The organism is Paenibacillus arenosi (assembly GCF_014841135.1).
Taxonomy (GTDB): domain Bacteria; phylum Bacillota; class Bacilli; order Paenibacillales; family Paenibacillaceae; genus Paenibacillus_B; species Paenibacillus_B arenosi.
The window spans coordinates 184268-197123 of the sequence record NZ_JACYTN010000004.1 but is presented as its reverse complement, the minus strand read 5'-3'; the positions used below and the strand labels follow the sequence as shown (position 1 = coordinate 197123).

Sequence of the window (12856 nt, the reverse complement as noted above, 5' to 3'; positions counted from 1 at the left end):
TTATCTTGATTCTAAAATTAACGAATATAACAAAGGAATATAATAGTCGTGTTATTTTAAATGATATAAATTTAAGTTGTAAGAATTGTGAAATGATTGCTATAAAAGGAAAAAGTGGTGTAGGAAAAAGTACGCTATTAAATATAATGGCTGGATTAGAGAGAGCTACCTCTGGCGAGTACTATTATAATGAGATACTAATGAATGATAAAAGTATTAACTCACTATCTAAATTTCGTCAAGCGAACGTGGGGTATATTTCTCAACACAGTCCAATGATTCCTGAATTAACTGTGCTAGAAAATATTTGTGTTCCAGTGTGGTTTGAGAAGGATGAAGAGAAGAAAAAAGAATACATGCAGCAGATTGAAAGTTTAAGTATGCTTTTTGAGATAAATAATCTGCTAGACAAAAAGATTAATGCATTATCAGGTGGAGAAATACAACGTGCAGGAATTATTCGATCTATCCTTAAAAAGCCACAATTAATTATCGCAGATGAACCTACCGCAGCTTTGGATGATGAAACTGCACTAATGATTTTAACTCATTTTAACTTTTTGAAATCAGAAGGGGCTATCATTATAGTCGTGACTCATAATGATATTGTTTCTAAGCATTGTGATAAAACGTATCAATTATCCAAAGAAGGACTATTGCTGATTAGTTAACCCTTACTAATTTCTAGACTGACTTGCTAGCTTGGTTATGGCTTGCGGGTCTTTTTTTTATTTGTGCAGATATATAATTTCTCCACCATTTAATATACAAATTTTGATATAGTAAATACAAAATTAGATAAATGATTGGATAGAGTGGAGGCTTAGCATGGAAACAAAACAAAACCCGTATGCTCTAGGTGTGCTGGCAGCCGTAGTGTCTTATATCTTGTGGGGAGTTCTTCCCATCTATTGGAAGGCAATTGGCTCCGTTCCAGCGGGGGAAGTGTTAGCGCATCGCATTATTTGGTCTTTGGTGTTTATGGTCATTGTTCTGCTGCTGCTTGGTAAGCTAAAGGACATAATCAAGGAAATTCAGCACGTGTTTACTGATAAAAAACAGGCGATCAGGATTATTCTTGCTGCTGTCGTCATTAGTGTGAATTGGCTCGTTTATATTTTTGCCGTAGAAAGTGATCGGGTTATTGAAGCGAGTTTGGGTTATTACATGAACCCGCTCTTTAACATTTTTCTCGCCACTATTTTCTTGAAAGAGCGCTTGAAGAAGCTGGAATGGTTGTCTGTAGCTATTGCAGGAGTGGGAGTGCTTGGTCTCGTATTGTACTATGGATATTTCCCGTGGGCCGCTTTAATATTAGCTACTACCTTTAGCTTCTATGGTCTCATGAAGAAGACCGTTCCGATTAGTGCTTGGGCAGGATTAACGATTGAGACGCTCATCATGGTACCGTTTGCGCTTATTTTCCTGTTCAGCTTTGAAAGTTCGCCTTCATTCTGGGATAGGGATGTAACAACGATGTTCTTATTAATAGGCGCTGGTGCGGTAACTGCTGTTCCCCTTCTATTATTTGCAGCAGGGACGAAGCGTATATCGTTTACATTGGTAGGTTTTCTTCAATATATAGCACCTACGATTATGCTTGGACTAGGGCTGTTCCTATTTGATGAATCGTTTAGCACTCCACAACTCATTGCTTTTATGATGATCTGGCTCGCGCTGATTTTATTTACTTATTCTCGTTCTAAAGAATTGCTGCTTCGAAGAAAGCAAGAGCTGCAGCTTGCTGCTCATAAGAAGTAGGTATTTATTTCGGTCTTTATTGAATAAAGTATGGATCGTATTTTCCCCAGATATGCAGCCGGAAGCTAATCCTATTATGGTGGATTTTCGATATATGAATAAACCAGAGAACACGAAACGAGCCGTAGAGGCTCGTTTTCTGTTTACTTAGTATCAGCAGAAAATAAAGTATAGACTTAGCAAGTCGGGAAACTTCTGCAATATACTTTTCGCCCCATCACTGTAATTGCACTGGGTGTCGGTTTTCAGTCATACTGCTATTTTTTTTAAATAGTAAGATAGCAAGAAGTAAAGCTATGCTTACAGTGGCAAACCCCAGCCAATTCAAATACAGGACAGATGTACGACTGATAACAAGCCCACCTAATCCAGATCCCAGTGCAAAACCAAATTGGATGAACGAAGTATTTACGCTAAGAGCAATATCCGGGTTTCGAGGCGCTAGAGTTACCAGATATAGTTGCTGCGCAGGGGAAATACTCCACGTTGCTATCATAAAAATCATTAAAACCAAGATTAATACAAAGAGATTCACACCAGCTAGAGCGAATAAAAGGAGAGTCGCCCCTTGTAAGAGGAGCCCGAGACATATTGTAAATTTCGATCCCTTTGTGTCTGCCAATTGTCCTCCCACTCTTGATCCGACGAAACTGCAAATTCCTGCTAGAAATAGAACGCCGCTAATTTCGGTTATGGAAAGAGAAGATGTGGCTTGCAGGAATGGCGTAATATAAGTGAACAGTGTAGAATAGCCGCCTATGTAAAATAAAGTAATAACCAAGGCAGTCAGAACGGTTGAATTCCTTAAAATAGAGAGCTGCATGCTGAAGGTAACCTTTTCTTCTTCTTTGATTGCCGGAACTTTTTTATAAATGATAAGCAATGGAAGAATGCTTAATAAACCAATTAAAATAAACAGGACTCTCCATCCAAACAGTTCACTAAAAAATGTGCCAATGGGAACACCGAGCACTAGCGAACTGCTAAGCCCCATCAAAATGATACCGATGGCATTGCCCCTCTTTTCTTTTTCAACGAGTCGTGTCGCTACTGCCATGGCTACTACGGTAGTGATTCCTCCGCTCGCCCCTTGAATAATTCGTACCCATAGTACTGCTTCATAAGGAAGATCTACAAACATAAGTCCGTTGCTAGCAATAAATACACTAAGGGTGGTCATCATCAGCTTCTTGCGATCTGCATTTATCGTTAATGCAATCAAAATTGGAGCGATAATAGCCGCTGCGAGAGCAAACACAGTCACCAGTAACCCAACTTCGGAAGTAGATACTCCCAAGTCCATAGCGATCATTTCAATGACTCCTGTAATAATGTATTCAATGGTTCCGATCAGAAACACAGCCAGTGCCAGGATATAGATGATCCATTTATTTTTCAATTCGCTCCGCTCCTTCTCCAGTTATCTATGTATAATTGGAATTTGTATTTCTATGAATTGTGCATCTTGTTCTGGAGATAATGGTAAATATATTTCCCTGCCAGATTCGTTTTCCTTGATCTGATAGTTATTTTTCTCAATCCATTTAGCTAAATGAACACAGGCTGTACGAGCAAAGTTAGAATTCGAACGAAAAGCCATTGTGGCCATCATCGGCTCAGGAGGAAGAGTCCGTAGCTGAAATGAGTCTGGAAATATTAGCAGCTCACAGGTTAGAAAATAACCAATTTCAAACTCAAATTCATCCTCTTTTCCGTCTATTTCTTTCCACAAAACAACCTGCGGACCTTGAGTCAATTGGCGAATTTCCTTTGTTACTAACTGATTAAATGTACGAAATAAATCTGGAATGTCCTCTTCTCTCCCGCATGCTTTCTGAAAAAGAAACTGTTGAGCACCTTCTGCTTTAACTCTGATTTCTTGCCCTGTTTGGACTTGCCCCTCTTTTTCTATAAGCTGCATACGCTCCTCAATCCTAACGAGTTTGGCTTGTTCCGTATTGATGATTTGCTGGATTTCGCTTCTTTTCAGCTTAAACATCCCTTGAATATGCTCTAATGTAATGTCTTCCTGGAGCAACTGTGTAATTTGTGGCAATGTAAAACCCAATTCCTTATAGATTAAGATTCGGTTGAGCTCAAGAAGCTGATCTGCGGAATAGTAACGGTAGCCAGTATCGTTATCCACCTTTCTCGGCTTTAGTATGCCAATCTGGTCATAATAGCGCAGTGTTTTTAAGGAGACCTTACTTAGCCTGGAAAACTCACTGATTTTAAACAAAATATCACCTCCAATCTATAACATAATGGTAGTATACAGTTTCCTGTGCAGGGGAAAGTCAAGGATGTGCAAGTTTCTTTTTTCATAGCTAAGATCGACTTCCTTCCACGCTTTTCTAATTTATCGCTATCCTGCCCGTTAGGTTAATGAAGCAACGTCAGTTGATTACTTTCACGGTCTACAACTTTATTTTTCTAGTCAAACACTATTTTTCTATTATTATCCTACTATGATTCGACAGCGTTTGATATAATCTGGAAGTTGTCTATTTACATAGAAATAGGGGAGATTGTAAATGAAGAGATTGTTAAGTCTAACTGTCGTCGCGCTTTTATTGACGCTCTGCACGGCAGGAATCGTTTCGGCAAGTTCGCCAGCAAGTAAGCCCAAAATTGTATCTGTCATTGATAGCGATACATTTTTGTTGGATAATGGGTCCCTATGGAGAGATGATTTTGACGGTGCACGACGGAATCAGTTTAATCTCGTCTCCATAGAAGAAACAGATACGGGGGGCTGGGGGTTAACGGCTGGAGGGAAAGTAGTTAGTTGGGGATATTTGGAGAAATCAAAAGAACTTCCATATATGAAGGAAGTTGCCCAACTGAGCAAGTATGGCTATTGGCTCAAGAAAGACGGTACGGTTTGGAATCATGACGAGGAAGTTGCGGGGCTGTCCAACATTAGGCTGCTGGATGCACGGGGGCATGTGCTTGCTGCATTATCAAACAGTGGTGATATCTATAAGAAACAGGGGTCGGGTAAACCTGAGTTGATTGCAAATGTACCGAATGCGGTATCCGTACATGTCAACGACTATGACACTATAGTGGTGGATAAAGAGGGAACTGTCACGCATTATGCTCCTTTTCAAAAAGAACCGGTAACTGTCACAACGGATGCAGACAACGTACAATGGTTTGAGCCCCAACAACTGTTAATTACGAAAAAAGACGGCACGGTATGGGTATCAGATCGTACAAATAAATTTGCAATGGAGCAAATTCATAATCTCAAAGATATCGTGAAGATGACTAGTCCTGATTCTGGAAGCAGTGTTTACTTTCAGCAAAAAGATGGCTCTTGGAATGTTTTTAGTGAAGAGGGCATAGAGAAAATGAAAGTACCTGAAATGAAAAGTATTAAGCTGATCGTTACGAGAACAACGCCTAAGGTAGGCGATCACTTTTTAATTGCAGTAGAAGAACAGTACACAAATGGTTATACGCATAAGCGATATCCGAATAAGGATGAACTTGTTATCGATCAACCACAGCTGATCGAGAGGGTACCAGACAATAAATTCAAAGCTCGTGGTGTTGGTGAAACTAGTGTGAAAATAACGGCTCATGGGTTGAGCAGCCAAGCGAAAATATCGGTCAGTCTAGATGAGCCTTTGCAACATGCGATCCAAAAAGACGGTATTGTCTACCTTCCGCTGAAATCTGTGTTCCAGACACTCGGCGGTAAAGTAACTTCCGTTCCTAGTACGAAAGAACATCATATTCAACTAGGCTCCAAAAAAATCAAGCTGCAATCCGGAAGCAAACTGGCGACGGTCGATGGGATGGCATACACCATGAAAGGCGTGGTGCAAACGGCTGGAGGTACAACGGTATTTCCTGCTGAGCTGCTGAAGCATATGGTGCAGGCGAATATTTCATGGGACAATCATTTAAAGCGAGCTATCATAAAATTCGGTTCCGCGAAGATGATCGTTCAATCTGATGAAACGGCTAAGGTCCAAAAGCGGGCTAAGCAAGGGGAGTTGGCCAAATATATTGGCAAGAGCTACTGGATTAATCATTTCCAAGGTTGGGAGCGGTTTAATAAACTAACCGTGACGGATATCGTTCCAGACGGCACGCTCTATACGGTCGTATTCAAGCACGCTAACGGTAAAATGCTTACGGGCTATCCAATGAGTACGAGCGAAGTAACGTGGTTATTTACAGATCAAACTCAATTATTAAACTATGATCCGTATAAACGTTATAAATGGTCTAAGTCAGTATGGGAAAAAATCAAAAATGAAAAAGTATCTACAGGGATGACCAAGGAGCAGGTGCTCATGTCTTGGGGACAACCACGAAACACTTCCTATATTACGGGCGGAAATATTACGGTGGAGTCATGGGGATATGGAAGCGGATCAAGTCTTAGCATTATTACATTTACAAATGGCAAAGTGACAGGCATATATCAATAACCATAATGAATATGAAAAGGGGGTGTCCCAAAAGTCATTATACATGGCCCTTGGGACACCCTCTGTCTATCCTATGGTACTGCGTTAACGGTTGGATGTACTTCGTTCTTTAGCTGCTTTTGGTTTATCCCAGCGAAAAATCGCATTTAATCCTTTGTAGATTAATTTGGATTCTTTCGTTAGGAGTGGTCCAAGCACGGCTAAGATTAGTACATACAAGGCCGCAAATGGCTGGATCTTAGGGCTTAAGGAAGCCGCAATACCAATATTCGCAACGATGATCGAGAACTCACCGCGTGATACAATCGTAAGTCCAATATTAGCGGAAGCTTTTCTGGACAAGCCAGCACTTTTTCCTGCGAGCATGCCTGCAAGGAAGTTACCGAACAACGTAAGCGCAACTGCGCCAAGTGTAAGTCCTACTGCGCCACCTAATGAGCTAGGAACAATCGTTAATCCGAAGCTAAAGAAGAACAACGCTCCGAAGAAATCACGGAAAGGAAGAATCATGTGTTCAATGCGTTTCATATGTTTCGTTTCTGCCAGTACAAGACCGAACAGTAACGCACCAATCGCCTCAGCTACATGAATCGTTTCTCCAAGTCCAGCTACAAAGAACAATAATCCGAAAATAAGAAGGATAAAGAGCTCATTCGATCTAATATCTAACAGTTTGTTCAACAACGGTGCAGCTTTTCTGCCTACTACAAGGAATAGAAGCATAAATCCAAGTGCGTAAGAAGCAGAAAGCAGTACTCCCACTAAGGAAGATTCATCGCTTAGAACTAGACCAGAGAGAACAGAGAGATAGACCGCAAGGAAAATGTCCTCATACATAATAATACCGAGTATCATTTCTGTCTCTGGGTTCGCCGTCCGTTTCAAATCTACAAGTACTTTGGCTACGATTGCACTGGACGATATGGTCGTAATTCCTGCCAATACCATCGTTTCAGCAAATGGGAAGCCGGCAAGAAAGCCAAAGGCAAGTCCAAGCGTAAAGTTAATAGCAATGTAGATCGTTCCACCGACTGCAATTGATTTCCCTGACTTGATCAATCGTCCGACAGAGAATTCTAATCCTAGATAGAAGAGTAAAAATAGTACACCTAAACGTCCCAAAAAGTGAATCGTCTCTGCGCTTTCTATAAATCTAAAATCAAGCACTCCAAGTTGTGGAGCGTGAGGCCCTACAGCCATACCGACTAAAATATAGAAAGGAATGACGGAGAAGCGAATTTTGGCCGCCAATAAACCTGCTAGGGCAATGAGAATGATGGCTAGTCCAACTTCAAGAACCAGGTGATCCATAGTTACCGACTCCCGTTCTGCAACATAGCTTTTAAGGCTTTCAACTGCTTGCGTTCCCCAGCAATAACAAGCATTGTGTCAGCTTTGAAGACGTATTCAGGACCAGGGTTAATATGTTTCGATTCTTTCTCAATAGCAGCAATGATCGTCGTTCCAGTAGACTGACGAACGTTAGCTTCACCAATTGTTTTGCCGATGCAAGACGCTTGTGGATCGATGCGATACCATTCAATGGTTAGGTCATCGAGCGCAACTTCAATCGTCTCCAGTGCCTTCGGTTTGTACGTCATGCCCCCGATAATAGCTGCCATCTGGCGAGCTTCTTCATCTTCGAGCGTAACCATGGAAATGCTCTCATCTGGATCGTCGTAATCAAAATGATACAACTCGCGGCGTCCATCATCATGAATGACGACGACGAACTTATCCCCGCTTCTGGATTCCATTTGGTACTTTCTGCCGATTCCTGGTAGATCCGTTTCTCTAATGTTCACCCGTTTTTAAACCTCCTGTCGAAAAAAAATGATGTTTACATAAACATTATAACCTATTGTAGGCGTTAGATAAACCTTTAATGTAGGGGGATTCATTCTGGCTATCAAAATTCGTCTGCGATGCTTTAAATGGGTTTAGTGATGAAATAGAGTGCATTTATTAGTAGAAACAGAATAATAGAGATTCAGAAAGGGGAGTTTCATAGAATTTCGCTAGTAGATAAGTAATATTTGGTAGTTGGGTAATCATATAAATAGAGTAGGTGAGAACGAAGGGAGAAGGAGCGATGAAGACCTTATCCAAAGGCAATGTTTCTACCGAAAGTCAAAGTGTTGCTCAATTATTAGCATTGCTTGTTTCTGAAGAAAAGGTTGTAGCAAATTTGATGCAACTAGAGACAGATAAAGTGCTAGCGTTTGTGGGAAGAAATCGAGAATTTCCGAGTCAGCCAACTTCAAAAGAAATCATTCAATTTAACCAGTCTCTTATTCAAGTTCTTGAATCTATTTACATGACAGAATGGCAATTGTGTAAAAAATGGACTGCGATCCTTCCTTTGATCCCTTATGAAAGTGACACTTCTTCCTGTGCATCGATAATTGTGGCTGACGATAATGAAGACATTGCACGCTTTTATCATGATGATCGCGGATTTGATTATTAGTAGAGGTGATTCGTAATGCAAGAGAGAGCGAACTCGGCTGTGTCGTTATTGTTTGCGATTTTTCAACTAATACAGGCTCTTCAGCACAATCGTAGGCATATGGAAAATAGGGAGCAGCGACTTGTGGATTATGATATTGCGAAGATGGTTAGCATTGGAGTGGATATTCATAAATGCGTGAGCTGGAGTGGTCTCGTTTATTCGGAGACTGCTAGTAATAGAAGGGATAAGGATGAAAAACGTAGTGACGATGCAGAAAAATTTCTAATTGAAATTCATCGTACGATTAAACGGCTCCAACAGTGGCCCTTCGAAAATGCAATGCTTGGTGCACAAGTGATGACGCAGCTATACGGGCTTCAAAGCTATTATTCAAATGAGCTGTCACGTGATGATGAATTCATTATCGGCTCCTATACGGATAGTAATCAGATGCTAGATTCGGAAGTGGATTCCCTAACAGAAATTTCTTGTGCGAAAGAGTTAACAGCGTGTGCAGATACAAGCAAGTTGGAACGTCAACCAGATAGACATTCACTCCCCATATTGGCTGATAATGTAGTCATGTCCAAGATTGGTTCATGGACATCTATAAAGAAGTTAAATCAAATGGATAGGGATATGGAAAGGGGCGGGCAGGCAGATGCTCAAATTAGAACTGCTGCAAGCGATAGGTTCTAGCTATTATTTGTCTGGGAAATTATCAGTAGGGGTTTATTTAAATGAAGCGAATCGTACTGCTGTATTAATAGATAGTGGGCCGAATGCTGGAATTGCTAAAGCTCTGGATCGTTTACTAAGAAATATGGGATACCGAGTGAGTGCCATCATTAATACGCATGCACATGTTCAGCAATACGGTGGCAATCATTATTTGCAAGAAAATTACCCAGATCTACGTGTTTATAGCTCGGAGTTATCTGCTCCATTTATTCAATATCCTTGGCTTAGCCATTCCTATGGTGCTGCTGAAACCCTCTTGTTAGAGGAGGAGAAAGTGAAACGTCAGGTTGTTGTCACAGACATAATTTCGTATGAAGACGGAGCGATTCAAATTGATGGAGCTACGTTTGCGATTGTAACATTACCTGGCCATAGTCCAGATATGATAGGCGTAATAACACCAGACAACATTTTATACGGCAGTGATGCTTTGTTTGGAAAACAGACGCTATTGCGACAGAAACTGCTGTACTACAGTGATATTAAAGGTGCGAGAGCAACTTTCAACAAGCTGTCTGCATCCGCTGTTTCATCTTATGTGTTTAACCACGGTGGTTATTGTACCGATATATCGGAATTGGTTCATGATCATCTCGAAAGGTTAGAGCAATGTTTGCAAGATGTTGAAGCCATCATTCGTGCAAATGCGATGACCTACGAGCAGATCGTAAAAGAAGTACTCCTACATTATGAAATAGAGGATAATAGTACGGCTTATATGGCCATTAGCTCTATTGTAAGAGCTTTATTAAGCGAGTTAAAGCGCACGAAGAAGATCGATTGCTTCGTAGAGAAGGGACAATTGGTTATAGAGCAGTCTAATGTGGCTCCACGCACGATTTGAGCTGCTTACATATGTAGTATACACAGCGCCGATCCTGATCGGCGTTTTTTTGTGTATCGATATACTTATGTAAATTTTATCACTTAATCTGAAGTGATTTTTCATAAAACTTAACAAATTGTAAATCCATATTCCTCCAATTGTGATCTAATAAATGTAAGAGGGAAGGGAGAAACCGATGTGACATGGATATACATAAGCTCGTGGAACAGGCACAGAAGGGAAATAGCAAGGCATTTTTAGAAATATTCCAACAGTATGAGGGAACTATTTTTCGAGTTGCTTATACGTATGTGAAAAATAAAGATGATGCCTCAGATATTGTTCAGGAGACCGCGTATCAATCTTATAAGTCAATTGGCAGCTTGCGAGAGCCGCGATATGTAAAGTCATGGATGACAAAGATTGCTATTAATCAATCCATTCATCTATTGCAGCAGCGGAAAAAGATTATACCATTCCCGCTCGAATACACGGAGCAAAATAGTGCGAGCGTGTCAGCAGAGGATGTACCACTTGCTGTAACCTTACAGCAAATGTTAGATGAGTTAGATATAAATGAGAAAAAGGTAATTCAATTGAAATATTATCAAGGGTATACGATTCAAGCAATATCTGATGAGTTAAGGCTTCCGTTGGGTTCTACGAAAACGATACTGTATCGTGGGTTGGGAAAGCTGCGGAAACGATTGCAACGAGGCGAGGTCTCAGGAGGCTATTAAATTAAAATTTATAAATACCATTCCATACTGTGTAGAAAAAAATAAAGGTGGGAGACTTCCCCTCATTTCTCCCACCGAAATTTACACTTTTTCCTCCTCTATATATGCAGCTCGTTTAGGTCTTCTGTTATAACGGGGATAACTATTTTCGTGATAAATTCGGATGGATGTCGTGTTACATCTGGCTTAATATCCTTAGCATCTTGAGCTTCAATAGTAGCAGGGAGTAATCCTTGCTCGTAAATCTCCATTGGAGGACCCGTCTGAATGAGATTTTGTTCATCGATATATGTTAATAGCATGATATAACCTGATTCCAGTTCGGAGTAAGGGCCTTCAACGGTGATGCACGCGTATGTTCCGCGGGCCCGTATTTTGAAGTCGTCCAATTTATAGGAATCCTTCATCGGCTTCACGGGAATTAGCAGCTCTACGTCGGCTTCTTTTTTATTATCTTCTCGTTCATGGAATATGGCCATTAATTTGCCTGCAGTTTCAAGTTGAAACGCATATATGCGTTCGAACAATTGTTTAACGAGATGATCGATAAAGGTCATCTTTATTTTTTTACGGATTGTATATACGGCCTGCTCTTCTCTATTTTCTAAATAACAGGTGGACAAAGTAGGACCCGGAATAAAGGCGTGCTCTTGTTGGATTTTAATTTTTAATTGATGAATTTCTTCGATTCGATAGTTAATTTGTTGTTTCTGTTCTTCTAATCTGTCTAGTTGCTGGCTCAAGATGCTCATCCATTGAGATGGATCGGCATTCGTTATCATTTGTTGTATTTCTGCTAAAGACAACTGACAGCTTTTTAAAATGGTAATCTTGTTCAAAGTTTGAATACTGTCATAGTCGTAATACCGATAGTTAGTCACCGGATCAATATATGAGGGCTTGAGTAAGCCAATATCGCTATAGTAGCGTATTGTTTTTATAGGAACATGGCATAGTTCTGAAAATTTACCGATCGGATACATGAAAGAGCTTCCTTTCTGTAAGGTGTGAACAAAGTTCTGTGGACGTGCTACGTGCTATTTTCAGAATACCGTACTGCTGCTGTCTATGAGAATACATATTATAAATATTTTGTTAAGGGTTGTTATACACTTCATACTTTTCACTTTAGTATAGGATTCGGAATTTCCTATCAATTATCTAACAAAGGAGTGTTTGTATGAGCGCAACGGAATATGCGAAATTGGCAAGATGGTATACACCTGTAAATGGAGTGACGGGCGTCAAAACTACGATGACGATTCCGACCGAAGCTTCTATTAAAGGTAGAAATGGCAATGGATTTATCAACTTTTATTTGTCGGCGGATGGCTCAGGGCATCATGTTGAATGTGGAATCTCGACAAGCTTTAAGCACCAAGGCGATAAGTGGCACTGGTTCTATACGTGGGCACGTACTGGAAGTGGCGGAGATGACACGTGGAGCTTTCGTCCAGGTCAGGTTGTACCAATTGAATTATCTATTAATGCATATAAAACGGCGTTGGACTACATTGTGAATGGCGCTATTGTAAAATCATTTCCGGGCATTTACAGCACGTTAACGAGTGTTCGGCTTGTTGTTGGTGCATGTGATCAAAACTTCCCTGCTGGTCGTGTTCCCGATCCATTGCCAAATTGGGCGACAACCCATAGTCCGGTTATTTGCAGCGAGTTTCAATACAGAGACTCCTCTAATAATTGGATTACTTGTACGACAAATAACTCTACGCCACCTACATCACATGGTTCAGGCAAGCCTAGTGCTGAAGTACACTGGCCAACTCCTGCATCGAAATACCCGCATAAGGGAACCCCGTTTGAATATACTCTAGAAATTTCACCCGGCACGTTAGTAGCTTCCCTTCCAAAGTAAGTTAGATACGGT

General features: G+C 40.6%; 13 protein-coding genes. 8 read left to right on the top strand and 5 right to left on the bottom strand.

Annotation, left to right across the window (positions count from 1 at the left end):
- The first annotated feature begins 5 nt into the window (after positions 1-5).
- Together IFO66_RS09065 and rarD are read left to right on the top strand one after the other, a co-directional pair.
- Complete coding sequence (locus IFO66_RS09065) at positions 6-671, top strand: ABC transporter ATP-binding protein (protein WP_225445618.1); 666 nt, start codon at positions 6-8, stop codon at positions 669-671.
- Between the two features lie 157 nt (positions 672-828).
- Complete coding sequence (gene rarD, locus IFO66_RS09060) at positions 829-1761, top strand: EamA family transporter RarD (RefSeq protein WP_192024845.1); 933 nt, start codon at positions 829-831, stop codon at positions 1759-1761.
- A 217-nt stretch (positions 1762-1978) separates the two neighbouring features.
- Here rarD and IFO66_RS09055 read toward each other — a convergent pair whose 3' ends face one another.
- Together IFO66_RS09055 and IFO66_RS09050 are read right to left on the bottom strand one after the other, a co-directional pair.
- Positions 1979-3160 carry an MFS transporter gene (locus IFO66_RS09055; RefSeq protein WP_192024844.1) on the bottom strand — a complete coding sequence of 394 codons (1182 nt, stop codon included), beginning with the start codon at positions 3158-3160 and terminating at the stop codon, positions 1979-1981.
- Positions 3161-3181: 21 nt separating this feature from the next.
- Positions 3182-4000, bottom strand: coding sequence for a MerR family transcriptional regulator (locus IFO66_RS09050; protein WP_192024843.1), 819 nt, complete (start codon positions 3998-4000; stop codon positions 3182-3184).
- 295 nt (positions 4001-4295) lie between these two features.
- Between IFO66_RS09050 and IFO66_RS09045 the strand changes: the two genes are divergently transcribed.
- Positions 4296-6209 (top strand): stalk domain-containing protein, encoded by a 1914-nt coding sequence (locus IFO66_RS09045; protein WP_192024842.1) that lies wholly within the window; start codon positions 4296-4298, stop codon positions 6207-6209.
- Positions 6210-6293: 84 nt separating this feature from the next.
- On the opposite strand, the gene IFO66_RS09040 is transcribed toward IFO66_RS09045, so the two are convergent.
- Both IFO66_RS09040 and IFO66_RS09035 read right to left on the bottom strand, forming a co-directional pair.
- Entirely contained in the window at positions 6294-7520 is a 1227-nt protein-coding gene (locus IFO66_RS09040; protein ID WP_192024841.1) for a cation:proton antiporter, read from the bottom strand.
- Between the two features lie 2 nt (positions 7521-7522).
- A complete protein-coding gene (locus IFO66_RS09035; RefSeq protein WP_192024840.1) occupies positions 7523-8014 on the bottom strand; it encodes a cation:proton antiporter regulatory subunit in 492 nt (163 codons plus the stop codon).
- A 287-nt stretch (positions 8015-8301) separates the two neighbouring features.
- On the opposite strand from IFO66_RS09035, the gene IFO66_RS09030 reads away from it, so the two are divergent.
- From IFO66_RS09030 to IFO66_RS09015, 4 genes are all read left to right on the top strand, one after another.
- Positions 8302-8679, top strand: coding sequence for an alpha-helical endospore appendage domain-containing protein (locus IFO66_RS09030; protein WP_192024839.1), 378 nt, complete (start codon positions 8302-8304; stop codon positions 8677-8679).
- A 15-nt stretch (positions 8680-8694) separates the two neighbouring features.
- The gene (locus tag IFO66_RS09025; protein WP_192024838.1) at positions 8695-9360 is read left to right on the top strand and encodes a hypothetical protein; all 666 of its coding nucleotides are present in this window, start codon (positions 8695-8697) and stop codon (positions 9358-9360) included.
- Positions 9323-10246 carry an MBL fold metallo-hydrolase gene (locus tag IFO66_RS09020; protein WP_192024837.1) on the top strand — a complete coding sequence of 308 codons (924 nt, stop codon included), beginning with the start codon at positions 9323-9325 and terminating at the stop codon, positions 10244-10246. Before IFO66_RS09025 ends, IFO66_RS09020 begins: the two co-directional genes overlap by 38 nt.
- A gap of 185 nt (positions 10247-10431) precedes the next feature.
- Complete coding sequence (locus IFO66_RS09015) at positions 10432-10968, top strand: RNA polymerase sigma factor (protein WP_192024836.1); 537 nt, start codon at positions 10432-10434, stop codon at positions 10966-10968.
- Positions 10969-11066: 98 nt separating this feature from the next.
- On the opposite strand, the gene IFO66_RS09010 is transcribed toward IFO66_RS09015, so the two are convergent.
- Positions 11067-11951 (bottom strand): MerR family transcriptional regulator, encoded by an 885-nt coding sequence (locus IFO66_RS09010; RefSeq protein WP_192024835.1) that lies wholly within the window; start codon positions 11949-11951, stop codon positions 11067-11069.
- A 197-nt stretch (positions 11952-12148) separates the two neighbouring features.
- Between IFO66_RS09010 and IFO66_RS09005 the strand changes: the two genes are divergently transcribed.
- Positions 12149-12844 (top strand): hypothetical protein, encoded by a 696-nt coding sequence (locus IFO66_RS09005; protein WP_192024834.1) that lies wholly within the window; start codon positions 12149-12151, stop codon positions 12842-12844.
- The last annotated feature ends 12 nt before the right edge of the window (positions 12845-12856 follow it).